Source organism: Nocardia sp. NPDC058058, from assembly GCF_042885355.1.
In the GTDB taxonomy this organism is placed as follows: domain Bacteria; phylum Actinomycetota; class Actinomycetes; order Mycobacteriales; family Mycobacteriaceae; genus Nocardia.
Genome location: NZ_JBHVSA010000001.1, coordinates 3,216,240 through 3,239,094, shown reverse-complemented (window position 1 = coordinate 3,239,094; position 22,855 = coordinate 3,216,240). Strand labels below are relative to the sequence as shown.

Annotated in this window: 24 protein-coding genes; 13 read left to right on the top strand and 11 right to left on the bottom strand. The window is 66.8% G+C overall.

The window, feature by feature from the left end; genetic code table 11:
* From ACFVUS_RS15130 to ACFVUS_RS15115, 4 genes are all read left to right on the top strand, one after another.
* Positions 1 to 1,823, top strand: a 1,823-nt coding sequence (locus ACFVUS_RS15130; protein WP_387765321.1) for an NAD-glutamate dehydrogenase domain-containing protein, incomplete at its 5' end; no start/stop codon positions are given.
* Positions 1,824 to 1,837: 14 nt separating this feature from the next.
* Positions 1,838 to 2,284 carry an acyl-CoA thioesterase gene (locus tag ACFVUS_RS15125; protein ID WP_375955372.1) on the top strand — a complete coding sequence of 149 codons (447 nt, stop codon included), beginning with the start codon at positions 1,838 to 1,840 and terminating at the stop codon, positions 2,282 to 2,284.
* Positions 2,285 to 2,300: 16 nt separating this feature from the next.
* Positions 2,301 to 2,978 carry a hypothetical protein gene (locus ACFVUS_RS15120; protein WP_387765319.1) on the top strand — a complete coding sequence of 226 codons (678 nt, stop codon included), beginning with the start codon at positions 2,301 to 2,303 and terminating at the stop codon, positions 2,976 to 2,978.
* 92 nt (positions 2,979 to 3,070) lie between these two features.
* Positions 3,071 to 3,802 carry a dienelactone hydrolase family protein gene (locus tag ACFVUS_RS15115; protein ID WP_387765317.1) on the top strand — a complete coding sequence of 244 codons (732 nt, stop codon included), beginning with the start codon at positions 3,071 to 3,073 and terminating at the stop codon, positions 3,800 to 3,802.
* Between the two features lie 8 nt (positions 3,803 to 3,810).
* On the opposite strand, the gene ACFVUS_RS15110 is transcribed toward ACFVUS_RS15115, so the two are convergent.
* Together ACFVUS_RS15110 and ACFVUS_RS15105 are read right to left on the bottom strand one after the other, a co-directional pair.
* Positions 3,811 to 4,128 (bottom strand): AzlD domain-containing protein, encoded by a 318-nt coding sequence (locus ACFVUS_RS15110; RefSeq protein WP_387765315.1) that lies wholly within the window; start codon positions 4,126 to 4,128, stop codon positions 3,811 to 3,813.
* Between the two features lie 96 nt (positions 4,129 to 4,224).
* Complete coding sequence (locus ACFVUS_RS15105) at positions 4,225 to 5,133, bottom strand: AzlC family ABC transporter permease (protein WP_387765313.1); 909 nt, start codon at positions 5,131 to 5,133, stop codon at positions 4,225 to 4,227.
* 272 nt (positions 5,134 to 5,405) lie between these two features.
* On the opposite strand from ACFVUS_RS15105, the gene ACFVUS_RS15100 reads away from it, so the two are divergent.
* Positions 5,406 to 5,978: a helix-turn-helix domain-containing protein gene (locus ACFVUS_RS15100; protein ID WP_387765311.1), complete on the top strand. Its 573-nt coding sequence runs from the start codon at positions 5,406 to 5,408 to the stop codon at positions 5,976 to 5,978.
* 17 nt (positions 5,979 to 5,995) lie between these two features.
* Here ACFVUS_RS15100 and ACFVUS_RS15095 read toward each other — a convergent pair whose 3' ends face one another.
* Positions 5,996 to 6,691, bottom strand: a complete 696-nt coding sequence (locus tag ACFVUS_RS15095) for an HNH endonuclease (protein ID WP_387765309.1) — start codon at positions 6,689 to 6,691, stop codon at positions 5,996 to 5,998.
* Positions 6,692 to 6,926: 235 nt separating this feature from the next.
* Between ACFVUS_RS15095 and ACFVUS_RS15090 the strand changes: the two genes are divergently transcribed.
* From ACFVUS_RS15090 to ACFVUS_RS15070, 5 genes are all read left to right on the top strand, one after another.
* A complete protein-coding gene (locus ACFVUS_RS15090; RefSeq protein ID WP_387765307.1) occupies positions 6,927 to 7,331 on the top strand; it encodes a globin in 405 nt (134 codons plus the stop codon).
* A 178-nt stretch (positions 7,332 to 7,509) separates the two neighbouring features.
* On the top strand, positions 7,510 to 9,105 hold the full coding sequence (locus tag ACFVUS_RS15085) for a glycoside hydrolase family 13 protein (protein WP_387765605.1): 1,596 nt from the start codon (positions 7,510 to 7,512) through the stop codon (positions 9,103 to 9,105).
* A gap of 77 nt (positions 9,106 to 9,182) precedes the next feature.
* Positions 9,183 to 9,464 carry a hypothetical protein gene (locus ACFVUS_RS15080; protein ID WP_364629408.1) on the top strand — a complete coding sequence of 94 codons (282 nt, stop codon included), beginning with the start codon at positions 9,183 to 9,185 and terminating at the stop codon, positions 9,462 to 9,464.
* On the top strand, positions 9,451 to 9,918 hold the full coding sequence (locus tag ACFVUS_RS15075) for a DUF5130 domain-containing protein (RefSeq protein WP_375955361.1): 468 nt from the start codon (positions 9,451 to 9,453) through the stop codon (positions 9,916 to 9,918). Before ACFVUS_RS15080 ends, ACFVUS_RS15075 begins: the two co-directional genes overlap by 14 nt.
* Before the next feature lie 499 nt (positions 9,919 to 10,417).
* Complete coding sequence (locus ACFVUS_RS15070; protein WP_387765602.1) at positions 10,418 to 10,705, top strand: helix-turn-helix domain-containing protein; 288 nt, start codon at positions 10,418 to 10,420, stop codon at positions 10,703 to 10,705.
* Positions 10,706 to 11,052: 347 nt separating this feature from the next.
* On the opposite strand, the gene ACFVUS_RS15065 is transcribed toward ACFVUS_RS15070, so the two are convergent.
* The 3 genes from ACFVUS_RS15065 to pepN form a co-directional block, all read right to left on the bottom strand.
* The gene (locus tag ACFVUS_RS15065; protein WP_387765304.1) at positions 11,053 to 11,643 is read right to left on the bottom strand and encodes a ClpP family protease; all 591 of its coding nucleotides are present in this window, start codon (positions 11,641 to 11,643) and stop codon (positions 11,053 to 11,055) included.
* Positions 11,640 to 12,245 carry a ClpP family protease gene (locus tag ACFVUS_RS15060; RefSeq protein WP_387765302.1) on the bottom strand — a complete coding sequence of 202 codons (606 nt, stop codon included), beginning with the start codon at positions 12,243 to 12,245 and terminating at the stop codon, positions 11,640 to 11,642. Before ACFVUS_RS15060 ends, ACFVUS_RS15065 begins: the two co-directional genes overlap by 4 nt.
* A 195-nt stretch (positions 12,246 to 12,440) precedes the next feature.
* A complete protein-coding gene (gene pepN / locus ACFVUS_RS15055) occupies positions 12,441 to 15,029 on the bottom strand; it encodes an aminopeptidase N (protein ID WP_387765300.1) in 2,589 nt (862 codons plus the stop codon).
* A 171-nt stretch (positions 15,030 to 15,200) separates the two neighbouring features.
* Here pepN and ACFVUS_RS15050 point away from each other — a divergent pair, with 171 nt between their 5' ends.
* Positions 15,201 to 16,034: a phosphoribosylaminoimidazolesuccinocarboxamide synthase gene (locus tag ACFVUS_RS15050; protein WP_387765298.1), complete on the top strand. Its 834-nt coding sequence runs from the start codon at positions 15,201 to 15,203 to the stop codon at positions 16,032 to 16,034.
* A gap of 98 nt (positions 16,035 to 16,132) precedes the next feature.
* Here ACFVUS_RS15050 and ACFVUS_RS15045 read toward each other — a convergent pair whose 3' ends face one another.
* A complete protein-coding gene (locus ACFVUS_RS15045) occupies positions 16,133 to 16,807 on the bottom strand; it encodes an NAD(P)H oxidoreductase (protein ID WP_387765296.1) in 675 nt (224 codons plus the stop codon).
* 118 nt (positions 16,808 to 16,925) lie between these two features.
* Between ACFVUS_RS15045 and ACFVUS_RS15040 the strand changes: the two genes are divergently transcribed.
* Positions 16,926 to 17,849 (top strand): AraC family transcriptional regulator, encoded by a 924-nt coding sequence (locus tag ACFVUS_RS15040; RefSeq protein WP_387765294.1) that lies wholly within the window; start codon positions 16,926 to 16,928, stop codon positions 17,847 to 17,849.
* A 142-nt stretch (positions 17,850 to 17,991) separates the two neighbouring features.
* Here the strand turns inward: ACFVUS_RS15040 and ACFVUS_RS15035 are convergent, their stop codons facing one another.
* From ACFVUS_RS15035 to ACFVUS_RS15025, 3 genes are all read right to left on the bottom strand, one after another.
* Positions 17,992 to 19,233: an RNA polymerase sigma factor gene (locus ACFVUS_RS15035; protein WP_387765292.1), complete on the bottom strand. Its 1,242-nt coding sequence runs from the start codon at positions 19,231 to 19,233 to the stop codon at positions 17,992 to 17,994.
* A 9-nt stretch (positions 19,234 to 19,242) separates the two neighbouring features.
* Complete coding sequence (locus tag ACFVUS_RS15030; RefSeq protein WP_387765290.1) at positions 19,243 to 19,647, bottom strand: YciI family protein; 405 nt, start codon at positions 19,645 to 19,647, stop codon at positions 19,243 to 19,245.
* Positions 19,648 to 19,751: 104 nt separating this feature from the next.
* Positions 19,752 to 20,972, bottom strand: coding sequence for an NAD(P)/FAD-dependent oxidoreductase (locus ACFVUS_RS15025; RefSeq protein ID WP_387765288.1), 1,221 nt, complete (start codon positions 20,970 to 20,972; stop codon positions 19,752 to 19,754).
* A 163-nt stretch (positions 20,973 to 21,135) separates the two neighbouring features.
* Here ACFVUS_RS15025 and ACFVUS_RS15020 point away from each other — a divergent pair, with 163 nt between their 5' ends.
* Positions 21,136 to 21,777 carry a DsbA family protein gene (locus ACFVUS_RS15020; protein WP_387765286.1) on the top strand — a complete coding sequence of 214 codons (642 nt, stop codon included), beginning with the start codon at positions 21,136 to 21,138 and terminating at the stop codon, positions 21,775 to 21,777.
* 64 nt (positions 21,778 to 21,841) lie between these two features.
* Here the strand turns inward: ACFVUS_RS15020 and ACFVUS_RS15015 are convergent, their stop codons facing one another.
* On the bottom strand, positions 21,842 to 22,828 hold the full coding sequence (locus ACFVUS_RS15015) for a M48 family metallopeptidase (RefSeq protein ID WP_387765599.1): 987 nt from the start codon (positions 22,826 to 22,828) through the stop codon (positions 21,842 to 21,844).
* Between the last annotated feature and the right edge of the window lie 27 nt (positions 22,829 to 22,855).

Below are 22,855 nucleotides of genomic sequence, written 5' to 3'. Positions count from 1 at the left end.
TCTTCCTGGATCCCAATCCCGACGCCGAACGCTCGTTCGTCGAGCGCGAGCGCATGTTCGCGCTGCCGCGTTCTTCGTGGGCGGATTACGATCGCACGCTGATCAGCGAGGGCGGCGGCGTTTTCGACCGCACGGTGAAGTCCATTCCGATCAGCGAGCAGGTTCGCGAGGTGCTCGGCCTGGCCGCCGATATCACCGCGCTGTCGCCGCCGGAATTGATGCGCGCCATTCTGACGTCCCCGGTGGGTCTGCTCTGGAACGGCGGTATCGGCACCTATATCAAGGCGAGCACCGAGACCAATGCCGAAGTGGGCGACAAGTCCAATGACGCGATCCGGGTGAGCGCGAATGAATTGCGCGTCAAGGTGATCGGCGAGGGCGGCAACCTGGGCGCGACGGCCCTGGGACGCATCGAGTTCTGCCGTCTCGGCGGCAAGATGAACACCGACGCGCTGGACAATTCCGCGGGCGTGGACTGCTCGGACCACGAGGTCAATATCAAGGTTCTGCTCGACGGCGTGGTGTCGTCGGGTCAGCTGCTGCCCGCCGAACGCAATCCGCTGCTGGCCTCCATGACCGATGAGGTCGCCGCACTCGTGCTGCGCGACAACGTCTCTCAGAACTACCTCATGGGCATGTCCCGGGCCGAGGCCCCGCGCATGCTGAACGTGCACCAGCGCGTCATCGAGGAACTCGAGACCCGTCGCGGCCTGGACCGCGAACTCGAGGCGCTGCCCAGCGATGCCGAGATGAAGTCGCGGCAGGAACAGGGCGTCGGCCTCACCTCGCCGGAACTGTCCAATCTCATGGCGCACGTGAAGCTTTCGCTCAAGACCGATCTGCTGGCCAGCGATCTGCCGGACAGCGCGCACTTCTCCGCGCGCCTGCCGCACTATTTCCCGACCCCGCTGCGCACCCGCTTCGGCACGGCCATCAAGAAGCACCGGCTGCGCCGTGAGATCACCACCACCATGCTGATCAACGAGATGGTGGATCTGGGCGGCATCACCTACGCGCACCGGCTCAATGAGGAGATCGGGGCCACCGCCTCCGATGCGGTGCGCGCCTTCACCGCCGCCACCCAGATCTTCGGGCTGCACGCCACCTGGGATCGCATTCGCGCCGCCGACATCTCCACCGGGATGAAGGACGCGCTCGAACTCGAGACCAAGCGCACCCTGGATCGCGCCTCGCGCTGGCTGCTCAACAACCGTCCGCAGCCCATCGCGGTCGGTGCCGAGATCCATCGCTACGCGCAGGAGGTGCGTCAGCTCACGCCCAAGGTGCACGGCTGGCTGCGCGGACATCACATCGACACGCTGACCGAGCAGTCGCAGGCGATCATGGCCAAGGGTGCGCCGTCCGATCTCGCCACCGAGGTCCTGGGACTGCTGAATCTCTTCCCGCTGCTCGATGTGATCGATATCGCCGATATCACCGATCGCTCGGGTGAGGAGGTGGGTGCGCTGTACTACGCGCTCAACGATCACCTCAAGATCGATTGGCTGTTGCAGGCGGTCAGCCACCTGGAACGCGGTGATCGCTGGCACGCGCTCGCCCGGCTCGCACTGCGCGACGATATGTACGGTTCACTGCGCTCGCTGACCCTCGATGTGCTCTCCGCCGGTGACCCGGAGGAGACGGCCGAGGAGAAAATTGCATACTGGGAGTCGAAAAATCAGTCCCGTCTGGGTCGCGCTCGCGCCGCTCTGTCGGAGCTGTTCGAATCCGGAACCCACGACCTGGCCACGCTGTCCGTTGCGGCACGACAGGTACGCAGCATGGTGAGCGGGGTGGGCGCCCAATCGGAGGTACCGCGTTGACGAGTGTCGGTTCATTGAGTGACCAGGGCAAGACGCAGGCGCAACCCGCCCGCTTCCACACCAGGGTCGAGGTGCGCTGGTCCGATATGGACGCCTTCCAGCACATCAACCATGCGCGCATGGTGACCCTGCTGGAGGAGGCTCGCATCCCCTGGTTGTTCACCGATGACCGGCCCACCGTGCGGTTACGCTCGGGCTGCGTGCTCGCGGATCTGCGGGTGCAGTACAAGGGTCAGCTGCGGCACGAGGATTCGCCGCTGGATGTGTCCATGTGGATCGATCGCATGCGCGCGGTCGACTTCACCGTCGGCTACGAGGTGCGTGCCGCGGGTGCGGATCCGGCGTCCCCGCCCGCGGTGATCGCCTCCACCCAGCTCGCCGCCTTCGATATCGACACCCAGCGACTACGCCGCCTCGACCCCGCGGAGCGGGATTATCTGTCGCTGTGGCTGGCCGACTGAGCCGAGCCCGACCACAGTGACGTTCGGCGAACTCACCCTGCATATTCCAGACCCCGCGGAACGCGAGAATCTGGCCGCCTTCATCACCCATGCGGTGCGCCTGGATCCGGGCGCGGTCATTCGGCTGCGCCGTCGCGGGGATCGCTATGTCTCCGCCTGGGCCGGAACCGGTTTCGAGGCGCTGGCGGTGCGCACCGTGGTGGCCGTGCTCGGCACCGACGATGTGACCGTGAGCGGTGACACCGTACTGTCCGGGCTGCACGGCCCGGGCCCGGCGCAACCGTTCCCGCTGGGCTACGCCATGGATTCGGCCTGGCGCAGTGCGCTGCCGCCCGAGTCCGGATTCGTGCACATCGATGACATACCCGCCCGCATGCTCGTCGAATTGGCCGAGCGCGGAGCGGAATTGGCGCAGGAGCACGGCTCCAGCCACGGCCCGCCCGCCTCGCTACTGGATCAGACGGTGCTCACCGTGTCCGGGGCGGGTGAAGAGGTCGAGGTTCCCATGCGCGTCGTCTTCGCGCTCGCCGCAATGGATTTCATCCCGCACGGCGGCGAGAAGACCGACTCCCGGCGCATTTCGGTCGATGAGATCGTCCGGGTCCGGGCCGCCCGCACCTGGCTGCGCCTGGACGCGCGCTACGGTTCGGTGGCCCGCCGTCGCGGCCCCGCGATTCCGCTGCTCTCGCACTGACTTTCGCGGATCCATCGCTGCCATCGATAAGCCGATGGCAGCGATAGATTTCCCGATTGGTCAGCTCGGAGAGCCGTGGTTACCTTGAGCGCATGAGTGATACCGGCATCGTGACCGAATGGCTCTCGATCGAGGTCGACGGTGGCGTAATGGCCACCTATCTCGCGCGTCCGAAGACCCCCGGCGACTATCCGGGAGTCGTTGTCGGACATGAGATCTACGGTCTGCACGACTCGGTGCTGGCCGCCGCCGAGCGCCTCGCCGCGCTCGGTGTCACGGTCCTGGTCCCGGACCTGTTCTACCGCACCGAACCTCGTGCCGACCTGGACTGGACCCCGCAGGGCCGCGAACGTGGACTGGCCCTGCTCCGCACCCTCGACCGCCCCGGAGCGGTAGCCGACATCTCCGCCTGTATCGCGGAACTGAATCGTCGCGGTGCCACCGCGGTGGGCATGGTGGGCTTCAGCGCGGGCGGCCACGTCGCCTATTACGCCGCCACCCAACTCCACCTGAACGTGCTGGCCGCCTTCTACCCCGGCTGGCTCACCACCACCGAAATCCCGCTCTCCACACCGGAACCCACCATCGAGTCCACCGCCGGGATCACCGGTAGAGTCCTGCTGTTCTTCGGTGGGCAAGATCCTCTGATCGACGCCGAAGCCCGCGACGAGCTGCGAAAAGCACTCGCCGAGAGCAATGTCGACCACGAACTAATCGTCTACGAGGACGCCCCGCACGGCTTCGTCTACCCCGGCCGCCACTGGTACCGCCCCGAATACGCCGAAGACGCCTGGTCTCGCCTGGTGAACCTGCTGCGCGCCTGAGGCTTTCGTCAGTGCACGCCGAGCATCCGCAGTCCCGAGGTGATCACGGCCGCCGCGAGAATCACCACCAATAGCGGTGCTCGCCGCCACGCCAGCACGGCGGCGGCGAGCACCCCCGCCGGAAGCGCCAGTCCGAAATCTCCGGACCCGGACGGCACCAGCGTGGTCACCGCCAACGCCGCCAGCAGTACTACCGAGGCGATCTCGAGCAGCTTCACGGTTCGCGGCGAGACCTTCACGCGGCTGCGCAACGCCGGTCCGGCGAATCGGAAAGCGTAGGTGCCCACGGCAAGTGCGATAACTCCGACAAGCAGTGTGCTGGTCATCCGGGCCCCTCTCGCGGGATTCGTTCCGGTGGTCGTTGACATCGGGTTCGGGGAGCGGCTCTCCGGCGAGCCGGAAAAGTGCTGCGCCGCAGGTGGTTAGGTGCGTGTGCTGCTCGATACCAATGGCGCGGAACTCATCTCCGCTTGGTTCGCGGCAGCCGCGGCGACTTCGGCGCCCGGGAAGGGTCTGCCGGAGCCGGTGGTGTCGGTCGGGGTGGCGCGCATGTCCACATCGGTCGAGCCGACCGCCCCGGCGCGGCCGGTCATGCCTGCGGTGTCGCTCGTCTCGGCGGGCATATTCGTTCCGGGGGTATCGACCGGATCGGCGGAATCGACCTCTCCCGCGCGCTTCGCGACCAGTAGTACGGCGGTCAGTGCGAGTAGGACCGGCAGGCCCGCGCCCAGGAAGGGGGTGGAGATCGCGGCGATGGCCGCTCCGGCGAGTGCGGCGGTGCGAGTGAGCCGATCGCGCAGGGCGGGCAGCACCAGGGTGATGAGCACCGCGGGGAAGACCGCGTCCAGGCCGAAGGCATTGGGGTTGGGGACGACCGAGCCGAGCATCGCGCCGATTGCCGCGCCCAGTGGCCAGGCGGCCAGCACCGCGAGGCCGCAGAGCCAGTAGGCGGCGCGGCGGCGGGTGCGGTCGGGTTGGGCCAGGGCCATGGCGACCGATTCGTCGTTCATGACGTGGGTGCCCACGAGCCGCCGCCAGCCGGTGCCGACGACATCGGGCACGGATAGCCCGTAGGGCACGTGCCGGGCGTTGACCAGCAGTCCGGCCAGTACGGCTGCGATCAGGCTGCCGCCCGCGGTCAGAATGCCCAGGAAGACGAATTCGGATCCGCCCGCGACCACGGCCACGCTCAGCAGCATGGGCAGCCAGATGGGGAATCCGGCGGTCACGGCCGTAGCTCCGTAGGACACGCCGATCATGGCGACCGCCAGGCAGATCGCCGCAATCCCAGTCAGTACACCCCGATCGAGTGTTCGCCATATCGAACGCATGCCGTCTATATTGAACGCAACCCGCTCGGTAAGTCAAAGGGTTCACATCATTGCCCAACGGCCAGGAAACCATTCCTCACCTGGCCATTTCGTCGTGTCCATGCGGTGCCGCCGGAGGGCGTTCCGTCGCTCACACATCCGTGAGCGGCGTTCGCCCGTGCGTGAGTCGTTCCGACGTTGTGGACCGATTCATCGAACCGTGCGCGCATGCCGGCGGCGCGTTGGTCGAAGTCGTGTTCGCGTGGATGTGCCGGGTACTGTGTGAAGCCGATATGACCGTGTCCGACAGCCCCTCCGCCGCGTCTCCGCAAGAGGCGATAGCCGCTGCCCTGCGCCGGGAGCGCGCCCGCGCCGGTCTCTCGCTGACCGAGGTCGCGAAGAAGGCCGGGATCGCGAAATCGACTCTCTCGCAACTGGAGTCGGGGTCGGGGAATCCGAGTATCGAGACGCTGTGGGCGCTGTGCGTGGCGCTGGATATTCCGTTCTCGCGCCTGCTGGATCCGCCGCGGCCGATGGTTCAGGTGATTCGCGCGGGGGAGGGGGCGATGCTCGCCTCGTCCCAGTCGGAGTATCGGACGACGCTGCTGTCCGCCTCACCGCCCAACGCACGGCGGGATATCTATCGAATCAAGGCCGAGCCCGGCCACTCTCGCGATTCGGATCCGCACAGTCACGGCGTGGTGGAGCACATCGTGCTCGGTGGCGGGCGCGCGAAGGTCGGCCCGGCCGATGCGCCCGTGGAACTGGGTCCGGGGGATTACATCTGCTACCCCGGCGATTCGCCGCATGTGTTCGAGGCGCTCGAGCCCGGCACGTGGGCGTTGCTGGTCAGCGAATACAGCTGAAGTGGTGGGCGTCTGTGTCAGGCGGCGCCTTCGCCGAGGTACTGCAGCCAGGTCGGGTCCAATTCCGAACTGGCGGTGAGTAGTCGCCAGTGCGGGCCCTTGGGGGACACCAGTTGATGGTGCAGTGTCCAGCCCAGATCGCTGAGCAGTTTGTCGGCCTTACGGTGATTGCAGGGGGCGCAGGAGGCCACACAGTTTTCCCACGAGTGCGCGCCGCCGCGGCTGCGCGGGATCACGTGGTCGATGGTCTCGGCTTTGCCGCCGCAGTAGGCGCAGCGGTAGCGATCTCGGTGCATGAGCGCGGCGCGGGTCATGGGCACGCGGGCGCGGTAGGGGACGTGCACGTAGGTGCGTAGTCGAATCACCGAGGGGAGCGCCACCGAGGTGCCGGCGGAATGCACGACCGGACCTTCGGGATTGTCGTGAACGGTATGCGCCTTATCGCAGATGAGCAGTACGACGGCGCGGCGCGCGGATAGCGCGGTGAGCGGTTCATAGGTGGCGTTCAGGAGCAGAACGCGACTCTTGCTCCAGCTCAGGCCGGGAGGGACATCGGCCGGGCGATGCGCGGAATGATCATGATGCGCATCGGGATAGGAATGTTCGGACAAGATGTGCAGCGGAGTAGCCCCCGACCCACGATTGTGGACATCGGCGGGCTGGAGTTGTCGGTGCGTGCGCGCCTCGTGCCGGGCGCCGTGCCGCTGCTTCATGGGCTATACCCCGAATTCGTATTCGTCCGATGGTGTGGTAATCGGCAGACTGCCACCCAGTTGACCATGGAACGGCGCACATTGCACGGTGATTTCGCACATTGTCGGGCACAAACGGATGAACGACTCATGACGGTATGAGACACCGCCCGCGACCAGCCGGTTCCCCCGAGATCATCACCCCGGAACACCGCCCCGGGCCGTGCGATATCGACGGGACGGGCACAATGGTGGCGTGACTTCGGGCGAGCAGACAGCGACTTCCTTCTACGAGGCGGTGGGTGGGGCAAAGACCTTCGAGCGGATCGTGGCTGCCTTCTACCGTGAGGTGGCCGCCGATGAGGTGCTACGCCCGCTCTATCCGGAAGAGGATCTCGGGCCCGCCGAGCGTCGGCTGCGGATGTTCCTGGAGCAGTACTGGGGTGGCCCGCGCACCTACGGTGACGAGCGCGGACATCCGCGTCTGCGGATGCGGCACCACCCCTTCAAGGTCGGTCCGATCGAGCGCGATGCCTGGCTGCGCGCCATGCATATCGCGGTCGCCGAGATCGAGCCCGCACTGCTCGACGACGCCCATCGCAAGCAGCTGCTGGACTACTTCGAGATGGCCGCCAATTCGCTCATGAACTCGCCCATCTGAATTCCTGGCGCAGAAGTTGTAGGCCCCCAGAGCCTTTCCGGTTCCGCGGCTCGCCCGCTGATCATTTGCTGAATCTGGACAAGTGTCGTCGTCACCCCCTCGAGTGTCGGCGGGCTGAGGCACCATTACGGCTGTGACCGACAACTTCGCCGCCGTGCCCGGCGCTGTTCCTCCCGCCGTGCCGGATGCGCTGTTTCCGCAGCCGCCGTGGTGGCGATCCGCGGTGTTCTATCAGGTGTATCCGCGCTCGTTCGCGGATTCCGATGGTGACGGCGTCGGTGACCTGCGCGGATTGCGCGACAAGATGGGCTATCTGGAGTTGCTGGGGGTGGACGCGCTGTGGATCTGCCCGGTCATGCGCTCGCCCATGGCCGATGGCGGTTACGACGTCTCAGATCCGCGCGATATCGATCCGCTGTTCGGCGGGATGGGCGCGCTGGACGATCTGATCGACGAGGCGCATCACCGGCATATCCGGGTCACCATGGATCTGGTGCCCAATCACACCAGCGATCAGCATCGTTGGTTCCGTGCGGCATTGGCGTCGGGGCCGGGGAGTCCCGAGCGCGCCCGCTACTGGTTCCGGGACGGTCGCGGGCCCGATGGCAGTGTGCCGCCGAACAATTGGCCCGGGATCTTCGGCGGCCCGGCCTGGACCCGCGTCATCGAGGCCGATGGCAGACCCGGGCAGTGGTATCTGCATCTGTTCGCGCCCGAGCAACCGGATCTGAATTGGGAGAATCCGGAGGTGGCAGCGGATTTCGAGCAGACCATCCGGTTCTGGCTGAATCGCGGTGTCGACGGATTCCGTATCGACGTCGCGCACGGAATGGCCAAACCTGCTGGTCTACCCGATATGGAACTGCCCACCCGGCCCATCGGCGAAGACCATTTGGTGGTGCACGACGATGATGATCCGCGGTTCAACAATCCGGGCGTGCACGAGATTCATCGCCGCCTGCGCCGCGTTATGGACGAATACCCGAACGCGGTGTCGATCGGTGAGGTGTGGGTCGACGACAACATCAGATTCGGCGAATACGTGCGACCGGACGAGCTACATCTGGCATTCAATTTTCGATTAGCGGAGACGCCGTTCCATCCCGACAGAATCCGTGACGCCGTGGACAATTCGCTGCGCTCGGTCGCCGCGGTCGGTGCGAGTCCCACCTGGACGCTGTCCAATCACGATGTCGAGCGCGAGGTCAGCCGGTACGGCGGCGGTGCGCTGGGGCAGGCGCGGGCGCGGGCCATGATCATGCTGGAGTTGGCGCTGCCGGGCAGCGTATTCATCTACAACGGTGCGGAATTGGGGCTGCCCAATGTCGACGACCTGCCCGAGGCAGCACTCCAGGATCCGACCTGGGAGCGGTCCGGGCATACCCAGCGCGGCCGGGACGGCTGCCGGGTGCCACTGCCCTGGGAGGGCGAACAGCCGCCGTTCGGATTCACCTCGGGTGCGCCGTGGCTGCCCATGCCGCCGCAGTGGTCGGCGCTGACGGTGGAGAAACAGTTGGAGCGCTTGGACTCCATGCTGTCGCTGTATCGGATGGCGATCGAATTGCGGGCCGAGCGAAAGGAATTCGCCGGGCCCGGACTGGAGTGGTACGGAAGTCCGCCGGGCTGCCTGGCATTTCGACGCGAAGGCGGGCTGTTGTGTGTGCTGAATGCCACGGATGCGGCGATATCGCTACCCGCGGGAGAGGTGTTGCTGACGAGCGCTCCGATTAGCGCTGGAAAACTTCCGGCAAACTCGACTGCGTGGCTTGTTTGAGCTAGATCACGACGACACGTGCGCGCACACGCTCACCGGTCGGCGGAAGCGATCCGGGCATCGATTACCGTTGGGCTGTGAGCATTCTCCAGACAGTGCTGATCTACGTCGGCATCCCGCTTGCGATCTATTTGGTGATCGCCGGATTGTCGTTCCTCGGTAAGCCGCTGCCCGGCAAGAAGCCGGACCACTTCGCGCTGGGCGCCAAGTGGACCCAGCCTCCCGTGCTGTGGAGCGCGACCGACGAGGTGACCGGTTCCGGTCATCACGACAATGCTGAGTCATCGCATGGCAACCATGCTGCTATCGAATCCGCCGCGGCGGACCTGATCGGAGGCCGGGCAAGTGGCAAGTTCTAATTGGCCCGCTGTGAATGAGGCCGAGCTACCGCACGGCTACGCCGTCACCGTCAGCGGGCGCGTCTCCGGCGTGCACGAGGCCGGCGATGTGTTCAGCGAGGTGCCGTTCACCGATCACGAGCGCCTGCTCATGGACAACGCGCTCACCGATGCCACCCGCGCCACCAAGGTGCGGTTCAACATCTTCATCGGTGATCTGGGCGCGGATTCCGGCGCCGGCGCCGACGCGGTCTTCCCCGGCACCCCCGAGGCCGCCCGCTCGGTCCTGATCGCCGTCGACCCGAACGCCCGCGCCGTCGAGGTCCGCTCCGGCCGCGATGTCGCCGAGCGCGCCAACGACCGCGTCTGCCAGCTCGGCTCCACCGCCGCCCAGAGCTCCTTCCGCCAGGGCGACCTGATCGACGGCCTGGTCTCCGCGGTGCGCGTCATGGCCGCCGCCATCGGCCGCGTCTGACATCCGCACCGGCGTCGCGAATACGCGCGACGCCGGACACTTTCGCACCCCTTCCGTCTCCGCGCCCCGGCCTGCCCGGTGCCCGCAGAGGGAAGGGGTGCGCTGCATAACCCCTGAGGGCCGGGGCTGTGCGCGTTGGCAAGTGGCGTCGTCGCGTACGTCTACTGCTCGTCATCCCGGCGCGCTTTCGGCATCCACACCCCGGCCGCGATTCCTTCTGCTCAGAGCAGAACGAAGCGCGCCACGGGGCGGTCCGACTTACGCTCGGACCATGTCCGAGCTGCCGCGTCTTCATTCCATCCCCGGCGGACTTGCCGAGCGGTCCGAAACCTCAGGCCCGCAAGCCGTCGGCGAGGCGCGCGGTGAGCTGACCCGCCCGGCACTGCAACCGGTCGTAGGCGAGCCCGGGAAGCATCCCGAAGCCCGCCGCCCGAGCGACCAGCCCCGCACCCTCCGCGCGGTCCGCGAACCGCTCTGGCGCGAGGTACTCGGCGCGGAACTGCGGGCCATGCGTCAGGCGAACGGTGAGAAGCTCGTCGAAACGGCTGGGCGCGCGGGCATCTCACCGCAGTACCTCTCCGAGGTGGAGCGCGGCCGCAAGGAACCCTCCAGCGAAATGATCGCCGCCCTGGCCGGAGCCCTCGGCACCGACCTGATCGGCCTCACTCAGCAGGTCGCGGACGCTCTGCGCCGCCAGCGTCTGGCCGCGATCCCCGCCACCCCGCGCCCCGCCCCGGTCCAGCGCCCCACCGCCCAGGCATATAACGCCCTGCTCCTCGCCGCCTGACCCGCCGTCGGATACCGCCCGCAACCTCGACTTCGGTGGGAGGCACGGGTATTCGACCGAGAGTGGTCGGGTGGTCAAAGTGTTTCGCCACGCGGCGGCCTTGCACCCGGGTGCCATAGTTCTGTCGCCACCACGATGACTGGGGGCGAGCCTTCCGCGGGATCTCTGCCTTCGCTCGCTACTCCGGCCTTCGTTGTTCGATCGCGGGGACGTCGTGGCAGTCTGCTTCGCGGCCCTCGGGCCCTCGGGCCCTCGGGCCCTCGGGCGCGCGGCGTGCCCGTGCTCCGCTGGTGATGCGCGGAGCGCGGGGCTACACCGCTTCCTCATCGCGCCCGACGAGCGGTGAATCAGGCTCGGGGGTCGAGGATTCGGTCCACGAGGCCGTAGGCGAGGGCGGCTTCGGGGGTGAAGACGCGGTCGCGGTCGGTATCGCGGCGGAGGGTTTCCAGGGGTTGGCCGGTGTGGGCGGAGAGGATGGCTTCGACCTGGCCGCGCAGGCGGACCACCTCGTCGGCCTGGATGATCAGGTCGGGGATGGTGCCGCGGCCGCTGATGGCGGGCTGGTGCAGGACCACGCGGGCATGCGGGAGCATGGTGCGCATGCCCTTGGCGCCGCCCGACAGCAGTACCGCGCCGACCGCGATCGCCTGTCCCACACAGGTTGTCGCGACGGGTGCGGAGATGTGCTGCATGGTGTCGTAGACCGCGAGCATGGCGGTCAGGTCGCCGCCCTCGCAGTTGACGTACAGGTTGATCTCCTGGCCGGGGCTGTCGGCTTCCAGGTGCAGGAGTTGCGCGATCAGGGCGTTGGCGACGCCGGAATCTATTGGGGTGCCCAGGTATACGATGCGCTCGGCCAGCAGATGCGAGTAGACGTCCATGATGCGCTCACCGCGCGGATGCTGGGCGATCACATTGGGGATGGTGTAGCTGCTCATGCCGAGATTCCCATCTTCTGCTTCTGCGGGATGATCTGCCAGAAGGATTCGACGATCTCGTCGATGAATCCGTACTCCTTGGCCTGCGTCGCGGTGAACCAGCGATCGTGCAGCGAGTCCTCGTAGATCTGGTCGAACGGCTGCCCGGTGTCCTGCGCGATCAGCCCGAGCACGGTCTGCACGGTGTAGCGCAGATCATCGGCCTGCACCTCCACCTCGACCGCGCTGCCGCCGATTCCGGCCGATCCCTGATGCATGAGGATCCGCGCGTGCGGCAGCGCGAACCGCTTGCCGGGCGTCCCCGAGGAGAGCAGGAATTGCCCTGCGCTGCAAGCCAATCCGAGCGCCAGAGTGGAAACGTCACACGGCACCAGCCGCATCACGTCCCGGATCGCCAGCATGGCGGGCACCGATCCGCCCGGCGAATGAATCCACAGCGAGATCCCGGTCTCGGGATCCTCCGCCGCCAATTGCAGCAGCTGCGTCATGAGCAGCGACCCGTTGTCATCGTCCAGTCCGCCGTCCAGCACCAGAATCCGCTTGCCGAACAGCTGTTCCCGTGTGCGCCAGTTGAACATCGGCGTCTTCTCGTCCTGTGCCATGACTCCACCGTGCCGCACCGGATCCGCGATTTCCGCCCATGCTGCCCACGGCGGATCCGCTCACAGCAGCGTGGTTCCCCTAGTCATCCCGGCGTGCTTCCGGCCGAGAACGTGCCGGGATTACGAGAGGCCCCAGAAATGCCACAGCCCCTCCCGCTCAGTGCGAAAGGGGCTGTGGGACTACGGGTTTACGGGCTAGCCGCGGTCGAAGGCGCGGGCGCGCAGGGAGCGCTCGATGCCTGCTTTGCCTTCCACCACGAGGCGGCGGAGGGCGGGTGGGAGGTCGCCGGAGAGGAACTTGTCGGCGACCGCCACGGCCTCGTCGGAGATGGCCCAGTGCGGGTAGAGGCCGACCACTACGGTTTGCGCGACTTCGCTGGAGCGGCGATCCCAGACCGACGGGATTTCGGCGAAGTAGCGTTCGACATAGGGGGTCAGCAGGTGCGCCTGGCCGACGGGTGCGAAGCCCGCGACGATGGCCCGGGCGGTGATGTTCGGGACCGAATCGTCATCCATGACCGTGGCCCAGGCCTGCGCCTTGACCGGGATCTGCGGGCGGGCGGTGGCGGCCGCAGCGGCCTGGCGGCGACCCGCGGCGGTGTCGTCGCGCGCGAGTTCGCCGTCGATGATCGGGGTTTCGGTGCCGTCGTTGTCGATATCACCGGCGGCGGCCAGCGCCTGGATGAGCCGCCAGCGCAGATCGGTGTCGACCTCCAGGCCGGGCAGCGCGGCGGCCGGATCGCCCTCGAGGACCTGGCGCAGCGCCTCGACGTGGCGGACCGACAGGTGCGCGCCGGTGAGGGCGTTCACGAAGGCCAGCTGGTAATCCGAACCCGGCTCGGCGGCCCGCGCCAGCGACAGCAGGCGGTCGGCGAACTCCGGCCAGCCGGTCTCGATGGCCCAGTTCGGATCGGAGTAGGAGGAGATGGCGGTGTGCGCCTGCATCAGAAGGCGTTGCACCACACCGATTTCGGTCTCCGAGCCGACGCCGCGCTGCACCAGCGCCACGAAATCGCGTGCCCGCATCTCGGCCTGCCGGGTCATCTCCCAGGCGGCCGACCAGGCCAGCGTGCGCGGCAGCGGTTCGGCGATATCGGCGATGCGATCGACCACGGTCTCGAGCGAACCGGAGTCCAGCCGCACCGAGCAGTAGGTGAGGTCGTCGTCATTGACCAGCACCAGCTTGCCCTGTGCGACACCGATCAGCTCGGGCACCTCGGTGCGCTCGGCCGGATCGATATCGAGCTCGACGCGCTTGGTGCGCACCAGCTTTCCGTCCTGATCGTCATAAACGCCGATGGCCAGGCGGTGCGTACGCCGCTCACCCGCACCCGGCTCCGCACCGTCCTGGATGACGGTGAACGAGTCGTACTTGCCCTCCGCGTCGACGGTGAACTCCGGCCGCAGGATATTCAGGCCGGTGGTCTTGAGCCACTGCGCGCCCCAATCGGACAGATCACGCCCGGACGCCTTCTCCAGCGCACCCACCAGATCATCGAAAGTGGCGTTGCCGTAGGCGTGTTCGGTGAAATAGTCGCGCAGACCGGCCAGGAACGGCTCCTGCCCGACGTACGCGACCAGCTGCTTGAGCACCGAAGCGCCCTTGGCGTAGGTGATTCCGTCGAAGTTCACCTCGACCGCGTGCAGATCCGGGATGTCCGCGGCGATGGGGTGCGTGGAGGGCAGCTGGTCCTGCCGGTACGCCCAGGACTTCTCCACATTCGCGAAAGTGGTCCAGGCATTGGTGTATTCGGTCGCGCTCACCTGGCACAGCACCGAGGCGAAGGTGGCGAACGATTCGTTCAACCACAGGTCGTCCCACCACTTCATGGTGACCAGATCGCCGAACCACATGTGCGCCATTTCGTGCAGCACGGTCTCGCAGCGGCGCTCGTAGGACGCGCGAGTCACCTTGGAGCGGAACACATAATCTTCCAGGAAGGTGACCGCGCCCGCGTTCTCCATTGCGCCCGCGTTGAATTCGGGCACGAACAGCTGGTCGTACTTGCCGAAGGCATAGGGCACACCGAAATTGGTGTGATAGAAGCCGAAACCCTGCTTGGTTTCGGTGAAAAGCCGTTCATGGTCCATGAATTCGGCGAGCGAGGCGCGGCAGTAGATGCCGAGCGGGATATCCCCGTGCTCGTCGACGAAGGTGTCGGTCCACTTGGCGTACGGTCCGGCGATGAGCGCCACCAGATAGGTGCTCATGCGCGGGGTGGTGTCGAAGGTGTGCTCCACGACCGCGCCGATGGTCTTGGTCGAGGTCGTAGCACCGTTGGAGATGACCTCCCAATCCGCGGGCGCGGTGACGATCACGTCGTAGGTGGCCTTGAGGTCCGGCTGGTCGAAGCACGCGAACATGCGCTTGGCATCGGCGGTTTCGAACTGCGAGTACAGGTACACCTTGTTATCGGTGGGGTCGACGAACCGGTGCAGGCCCTCACCGGTGTGCGAGTACTCGGCATCGGCCTCGATGATCAGTTCATTGCGCGCGGCCAGCCCGGTCAGGGTCAGGCCCTTGGATTCGTCGTAATCGCTCACATCGACCGCGACACCGTTCAGCACTGCGGAGCGCACGCCCGCGCCGACGAAGTCGATGAAGGTGCTCGCGCCCGGCGTCGCCGTGAATGTCACCGTGGAACGCGAGAAGAACAGGTCACTGGTCGCCGCTTCGGCGCTGGTGGGCTGCCCGGTCAGGTCCAGTTCGACGCGGTAGTTATCCACCTGGACCGTCGCGGCGCGCTCGATCGCCTGCTCGCGGGTGAGATTCGGTGCGGACAAGGGTGCTCCTTCGCTCTCGCAAGTGCTGCGGGCGGCGCTGCCCGCCATAAAGCCAACGGTCCCAACAATGCCATGTCGGTGCGGCGCGTGGCGGTCGCATGCCCGTCCCGGCGCATGTGAGCGCCTCGGTAGGCTGTGCGGCGGCAGCGATCCAGTCTGAGGAGGACAAAGTTGAAGCACATTCACGCCGGTAAGGTGCGCGACCTGTACGAGGACGGCGATTCGCTGATCCTGGTCGCATCCGACCGGGTGTCGGTGTACGACGTGGTGCTGCCCACCCCGATTCCGGACAAGGGGGCCATGCTCACCCAGCTGTCCAACTGGTGGTTCGGGTTCTTCGACACCATTCCCAATCACATCGTCTCCACCACCGATGTGCCCGCGGAGTTCGCCGGGCGCGGGGTGCGGGTCAAGCCGCTGAAGATGCTGAAGGTCGAATGCGTCGCGCGCGGTTACCTGACCGGTGGCGGGCTGGCCGAGTACAAGCGCAGCGGCACCGTATCCGGTATCGCGCTGCCGCCGGGGCTGGTGGACGGCGACAAACTGCCCGAACCGCTCTTCACCCCCTCCTCCAAGGCCGATGAGGGCCACGATGAGCCCATCTCGTTCGCCGATGTGATCAACCAGGAGGGCGAGGAGGTCGCGAACAAGCTCCGCGACCTGACGCTCGACATCTATTCGCGCGGTGCCGCGCACGCCGCCGAGCGCGGTGTGATCATCGCCGACACCAAGGTCGAATTCGGCTGGGACGGTGAGGTTCTCACCCTCGGGGATGAGGTGCTCACCTCCGATTCCTCCCGCTTCTGGCCCGCCGCCGACTACGCTCCCGGCCGCCCGCAGGCGTCCTTCGACAAGCAGTACGTGCGCGACTGGTCCACCGGCACCGGCTGGAACAAGGAATACCCGGGTCCCGAGCTTCCGGCGGAGGTCGTCGAGGTGACCCGCCAGAAGTACATGCAGGCTTATGAACTCATCACCGGCACACCCTGGGTGACCGGCGCGTAGTTCACTCGTCATCCCGGCGCGTTTTTGGCCGGGATCCACGCGGGTGGTTGATGCCTGATGGTGTGGATCCCGGCCAAAAGCATGCCGGGATGACGGGGCTAGGCTGGGACGCGGTCGGCCGCCAGGAAGTCCGAAACGTGTTCCGCCGCTTTGCGTTCGAAGGCGGCGAAGTGGGCGTCGCGGGCCGCGCCCTGGACCGCGTCGCCGATGTCGAGTTTGCCCTCGGCGTCCAGGCGCTGAGGGCGTTCCTCGGCATCGGGGAGGACCACGGTGCGGGAGTCGGAGACGCCGCAGTAGTAGGCGATCGCGCCGCTGAGCTGGGTGTCCAGCATGGTCTGGATGGCGGGGATGATCATGTCGTCGGCGGTCGCGCCCGCCAGGCCGAGCCAGAGCATGCGTTTGCCCGCGAGCTTGGGCTTACTGCGGCCGTAGGCGAAGCCGTAGTTCCAGACGCGATCGACCCAGCCCTTCAGTAGGGCGGGTGCGTAACCCCAGTAGATGGGGAAGACGGGAATGATCAAGTCGGCGGCCAGGATTCGGCGCATATGGTCCTGGACCTCGGGGGAGTAGGTCTTGTCGCGGTCATTCCAATCGGGCTGATCCGCGGTGTTCATGCGCGGGTCGAAACCCTCGGCGGTCAGGTCCAGCAGATCGATCGCGTATCCGGCGTCCTCGAGCTGGGTGGCGGTGCGGCGGGCGATATGCGCGGTCAGCGAATCGGCGCGATGATGCGAGACGACGATGAGAGCGGTACGACTATCGTTGTGCGACAAGGGAATTCCTCCTGATCGAGCGGTGGTCGTGCGGTGCTGCATCCAGTACACCGGCTGCGGCGTGGACGATCCATGGGTGATCCGCTCCGATCGATAGGAATTCGTCTACGCTCGATACGTGGACCCCTTGAGTCAGCTGCTGAGCGGAATTCGCGCCGAAGGATCGGTGGTCACGCACGCGGTGCTCACCGCGCCCTGGACCATTCGCTTCGCGGACGGCGCGCCCATGACCATGATCACCGTGCTGCGCGGCGGCGGCACCCTGGTGCTGGCGGACGGCACTCGGCAACGCCTCGCCGCCGATGACACCGTGATCGTGCGGGGTCCCGAACCGTTCCATCTCACCGACCGGCCCGAATCGCTCGGGGTGCCGCACACCGAGTACGAGATCGCCTGCTTCGCCGAAGTCGATTGCACCGCAGCGGATTTGAGCGGGATCAGCTGGGGAGAGGATTCCGGTGCGGCGACCGCCCTGCTGGTGGGCGCGTACCGCGCCGCCTCGCGCCGCCACGAACGCCTGGTGCGCGCGCTGCCGCCGGTACTGGTCATCCACGAGGACGCCGATATCTGCCCGTGGATGGAAGCCGTTGCCACCGAGGCCGTCAGCCACAGCGCGGGCTCACAGGCCATGATGGACCGGCTGCTGGACTGGGGCCTGGTGTGCACCCTGCGCAGCTGGTTCGAACAGGCCGGAGCCGACGCTCCCGGCTGGTATCGCGGCGTGGACGATCCCCTGGTCGCCCCCGCCCTGGAGGCGATCCACGCCCGCCCCGGCCTGCCCTGGACGGTGGCCACGCTGGCCGCGCAGGCGGGCGTCTCCCGCGCCCTGTTCGCCAAACGCTTCACCGCGATCATGGGCACCCCACCCCTGGCCTACCTCACCGAACTCCGCATGGAGGAAGCCGAAGAACTGCTCACCGCAACCGATCTCACCGTCGCCCAGATAGCCAGATCCCTCGGCTACGCGGACGCCTTCGGCTTCAGCGCCGCCTTCAAACGCCATAGGGGCGTGAGCCCCACCGGCTTCCGCGCCGCCGCCTGACCGGCCAGGTATCGGGGCCGCCCCGTTATCCCGGCATGCTTTTGGCCGGGATCCACACTGGCAGCGTCCCAACAGGTTTCGGTGGATCCCGGCCAAAAGCGCGCCGGGATGACGAGAGTTGAGCGCGCCGGGATGACGGGGGTTAGTGCTGCTTGCGGAGCAGTGCTGCTCGGAGTATCAGGTAGTTGCGTTCGGGTGTGCTGGTGGTGCGCCCGGCGGCAGCCGTATATGCGGTGATCGCCGCGCTGTAATCGCCTGCCATTTCATGGAAGTGGCCACGCACGGCGTCCAGCCGGTGTGAACCCTTCAGTGGCGCTTCGAGAGTTGCGGCGAGGTCCAGTCCGGCCTGCGGACCTTCGACCATGGCCAGTGCCACCGCGCGATTCAGCGTCACCATCGGGTTGGATGCGATTCGTTCGAGCCTGTTGTACAGCAACAGGATTCGATCCCATTCGGTGTCCTCGGCCCGCCGTGCCTGCGCGTGCAGCGCGGCGATGGCGGCCTGGATCTGATACGGCCCGCTCAGTCCGCCCGGAAGCGTGGCGGTGATCAGCCGGATGCCCTCGGTGATGGTCGCGCGCTCCCATTTCCCGCGATCCTGTTCCGCCAACGGAATCAGCTCCCCGTGCGCCCCGGACCTGGCGGCTCGCCGCGAATCCGTCAGCAGCAGTAGCGCCAATAATCCGGTGACCTCGGAATCCTCCGGCAGCAGTCGATGCAGTGCGCGGGCGAGCCGAATGGCTTCCGCGGAAAGATCATTGCGCCGCAGCTCGGACCCGGTGCTGGTGTGCCCCTCGGTGAAGATCAGATAGAGCACCTGCAACACCGTGCCCACCCGCGCCCGCCACTGCTCCGGATAGCCGGATTCCCCCGACGCGAACGGTCGATCGACCGCAGCCAGTCGCTTCTTCGCGCGCGAGATGCGCTGCGCCATGGTCGATTCCGGCAGGAGGAAGGCGCGGGCGATCTCTTCGGTGGAGAGTCCGCCGACCGCGCGCAAAGTGAGCGCGATGGCGCTGGCGGGGGACAGCACCGGATGACAGCACAGGAAGAACAGGGTCAGCGTGTCATCGCGCTCATCGACGGCGTCGGAGAGTTCGGCCGCCGCCGGTACCTCGCGCAGCATCGTCGAGGTTTCGCGATTGCGGCGCGCGACTTCGGCGCGCACGGTGTCGACGAGTCGGCGGGAGGCGACCTGGATCAGCCAGCCGCGCGGATTGTCCGGCGTCCCCTCATCGGGCCACTGGGTGGCGGCCGCGAGCATGGCCTCCTGCACCGCGTCCTCGGCGGTGTCGAAATCCCCGTAGCGCCGGGTCAGCACCCCGAGGACCTGCGGTGCGAGCGTGCGCAGCAGGTCCTCGACCGCATAGGTGGTGGAGCCCATCGCGCCGGGTCACAGATCGCCGGTGGGCGCGCTCATCACCGCGCGCACCTCGATGTACTCGCCGATCGGTTTGCCGCCGGGGCCGGGCCCGGCCGAGGCCTGGGCCGCGATCTCCAGCGCCCGTTCCCGGCTGTCGACATCGATCAGGTAGTACCCGGCGAGGAATTCCTTGGTCTCGGGGAACGGCCCGTCGGTGATCACCGCGGCGGACCGTCCGTCCGAGCTGACCAGCAGCGCGTCATCGGGTCCGGCCAATCCCTGCGCGTCCACCAGCTCACCGGATTTGGCGAGTTCCTCGCCCAGCGCCCGCTGAAAATCGATGTGCGCCTTGATTTCCTCGGGCGTCCACTCGTTGATCGGCGTATCGCAGTACGCGTTGGTGCCGCCGTAGGTCTTGAGCAGCATGTACTTCATGGTCGACTCCTCTGTTCGGTGCGCCGGACGGGCGCTTTCACGGACAGGTCGGAACCCGATCCGTGAATTCGACACGGTTTCCCGGACGCGTCAGGTGACGGTCGTCACAGTGGAATCGACGTGTCCGCCAGCCGCTCCGGATCGACCGCCTCGCCGCCGCGAATCAACTCCTTGATCCGATCGCCCGCGTCCCAGATATTCACGTTCATCCCGGCGAGCACCCGATTCCCGGAGTCCAGCCAGAAGGCGAGGAATTCGCGTGTGCCGAGATCACCGCGCACCACCACGCGCGCGGTCTGCTTGGCGGTCGCGTAACCGGTGTACTCCATACCGAGGTCGTATTGATCGGTGAAGAAGTACGGCAGCCGGTCGTATACGGCGTCCTTACCGAGCATGGTCGCCGCCGCCACCTCGGGCTGATTGAGCGCATTGGCCCAGTGCTCCACCCGAATTCGGCGTTCCAGCACCGGATGCTGTTGATCGGCGATGTCCCCGACGGCGACGATATCGGGATCGCTGGTGGCCAGGCTCTCATCGACCAGTACGCCCTCGCCGGTCGCCAGTCCGGCGTCGACGGCGAGTTCGATATTGGGTCGCGCGCCCACCGCGATCAAGACCGCGTCGGCGGGTATGACGGTGTCATCGGCGAGCCGGACCCCGGTCGCGCGCCCGTCGGCGACGGTGATCTCGGCGACCTTGGTCGCGACGCGCAGATCGACGCCGTGCTCGCGATGCAGATCCGCGAACACCTGTCCCATCTCCGGCCCGAGTGCGGTCTGCAATGGCACGTCCAGCGATTCCAGCACCGTCACCTCCAGCCCGGCGGTGCGGGCGGCGGCGGTGACCTCGAGCCCGATCCAGCCCGCCCCGATCACTACCAATCGCGTGGCGGTGGAGAACATTTCGAGGATCGCCTCGGAGTCCTCGGCATTGCGCAGGGTGTACACGCCGTCCGCATCAGCGCCGGGGATGGGCAGCTTGCGCGGCCGAGATCCGGTGGCCAGCGCCAATTTGTCGTAGGTGATCGTCGTATGATCCGGCAGCGTAATGGTTTTCGTCGCCCGATCCACCCCGGTCACGGTGGTGCCGAGCAGCACCTCGACGTGATGATCGCGATACCACTGCGGCTGTTCCACGATCGCGTCCGCGGGCGTCTTCTTACCCAGTAGACAGTCCTTGGACAGCGGTGGCCGCTCGTACGGTAATCGCTCCTCCGCACCGACGAGGGTGATCGTCCCGTCGAAATCGTTGGCGCGCAAGGCCGCCGCGAGCTTGGCCGCTGCCAGCCCACCACCTGCGATGACAAACCTGGATGCCGTGGTCATGTGTGACCTCCCTGCGCCGCCCATCCGCGGCTGCCGACGACGAAGGCTGATATTTCGACCCTATCCCGCAGAACATGCCGTCCGGCGGAAATATCGGTAAGAAGGTGCATTGTTGCGCATAGGGACGGCCATGCCCGGCCGACGACTGCGAAAGGGATTACTCGTGAGTGACACCAACAAGGACCGGGTCGACTTCTGGTTCGATCCGCTGTGCCCGTGGTGCTGGATCACCTCCCGCTGGATCCTCGAGGTCGAGCAGGTCCGCGATATCGACGTGAACTTCCACGTGATGAGCCTGTCGGTGCTCAACGAGGGCCGCGACGGCCTGCCGGAGCAGTACAAGGAATTGCTCGCCACCGGCTGGGGTCCGGTGCGCGTGGCCATCGCCGCCGCGGCGAAGAACGGTGACGAGGTGCTGCCCGCGCTGTACACCGCGATGGGCACCCGCCTGCACAATCGCCGCGCCGAATACGAGACGGATTCGCGCTCGGACCTGCTGACCACGGTGATCGCGGAATCGCTTGCCGAGGTGGGCCTGCCCGCCGAACTGGCCGAGGCCGCCACCAGCACCGAATACGACGAGGCGCTGCGGGTCTCGCATCACGCCGGTATGGACAAGGTCGGGCCGGATGTCGGCACGCCGACCATCCACATCAACGGGGTCGCCTTCTTCGGTCCGGTGCTGTCGCGGATTCCGCGCGGCGAGGTCGCGGGCAAGGTGTGGGACGGTGCGGTCGCGCTGGCGTCCTACCCGCACTTCTTCGAACTCAAGCGCACCCGCGACGAGGATCCGCAGTTCGACTGAGAGTCGCGTCGCCCGGGCTGCCGGTATGCGAAGGGCCCGCCGGAAACGGCGGGCCCTTGGCGGTTCACTGCTCGAAATATGTTGTGCTGGAGCCGTATCCGGGTGTCGGCTGCTGTTGCGGATAGCCGGTGTACGGTGCGGGCGGTTGCGCGAGCGGGGGCGGGACGGGCCGCAGGAACAACTTGCCGTGTCTACTGCGATCTCTCAGCGCCCACATGCGCCACGTCAGCACCGGATGGCTGGACAGCGCGTTCACGACCCAGACGAAGAAACCCTTCTCCTGCGGTGCGCGATCGGCCATCTCGTCGAATCCGACAATGGCATTGAGGTATTTGCCGCCCGCGAGCGTCTGCATCGCACCGGGTGCGCCCACATGCCGATTGCAGTAGCCGTGATTGTCGGCGGTGTACTCCTGCGCGCGAATCAGCGAATTGCCCAGGATCGGCAGGAACGGTCCCAGGAACATGCCCAGCTGCCGCCAATACGAGACGTGCCCGGCCGCGATATGCCCCACCTCGTGGCCGATGATGAATGCCAATGCGTCGGGTTGCCGTGCCGCGCCGCCGATTTCGAACAGATCGCTGTACACCACCACGTAACGGCGGAAACCGTGCCCGGAGGCGAACGCGTTGATCTGGCCGTTGCCGAGCACCACGTACGCGTCCGGAACCGTCTGCATTCCGAAACGCGCGGCGGCCTCCTGCACCATGCGATAACCCTCGGGGAACTGCGTCGGCGACATTTTCACGCCGTTCACCCGCTGCGTCGCGTAATTCACACCGCGGCCGAACCACAGCAGCGGCGGCGCGAACGTGAACAGCAGCACATATTGATTCAGGCTGCCGGTCAATAGCAGCAGCAGCGCGAACATGTACGCGAGCACCGTCAGCACCACCACGACCGCCAGCAGCGGGATCTCCCAGCTGTGCCGGGCGGGCATACCGAACGGGGACAGGCCGCGGGTCGGCTGATGCGGGGGCACCTGGGGCGGTGAATACCCGGGCTGGGCAACCCAACCCGGCGGGCCGACCTGCGGATTCCATCCGGTCATCCCCGTGACCGGATTCCACCCCGGATG

Coding starts and splice junctions, on each gene's coding strand:
- ACFVUS_RS15115 (WP_387765317.1), top strand. CDS start 3,071: ATGAGTGATACCGGCATCGTGACCGAATGGCTCTCGATCGAGGTCGAC.
- ACFVUS_RS15110 (WP_387765315.1), bottom strand. CDS start 4,128: ATGACCAGCACACTGCTTGTCGGAGTTATCGCACTTGCCGTGGGCACC.
- ACFVUS_RS15105 (WP_387765313.1), bottom strand. CDS start 5,133: ATGCGTTCGATATGGCGAACACTCGATCGGGGTGTACTGACTGGGATT.
- ACFVUS_RS15100 (WP_387765311.1), top strand. CDS start 5,406: ATGACCGTGTCCGACAGCCCCTCCGCCGCGTCTCCGCAAGAGGCGATA.
- ACFVUS_RS15095 (WP_387765309.1), bottom strand. CDS start 6,691: ATGAAGCAGCGGCACGGCGCCCGGCACGAGGCGCGCACGCACCGACAA.
- ACFVUS_RS15065 (WP_387765304.1), bottom strand. CDS start 11,643: ATGAGCAGCTACACCATCCCCAATGTGATCGCCCAGCATCCGCGCGGT.
- ACFVUS_RS15060 (WP_387765302.1), bottom strand. CDS start 12,245: ATGGCACAGGACGAGAAGACGCCGATGTTCAACTGGCGCACACGGGAA.
- ACFVUS_RS15035 (WP_387765292.1), bottom strand. CDS start 19,233: ATGGGCTCCACCACCTATGCGGTCGAGGACCTGCTGCGCACGCTCGCA.
- ACFVUS_RS15030 (WP_387765290.1), bottom strand. CDS start 19,647: ATGAAGTACATGCTGCTCAAGACCTACGGCGGCACCAACGCGTACTGC.
- ACFVUS_RS15025 (WP_387765288.1), bottom strand. CDS start 20,972: ATGACCACGGCATCCAGGTTTGTCATCGCAGGTGGTGGGCTGGCAGCG.
- ACFVUS_RS15015 (WP_387765599.1), bottom strand. CDS start 22,828: ATGACCGGATGGAATCCGCAGGTCGGCCCGCCGGGTTGGGTTGCCCAG.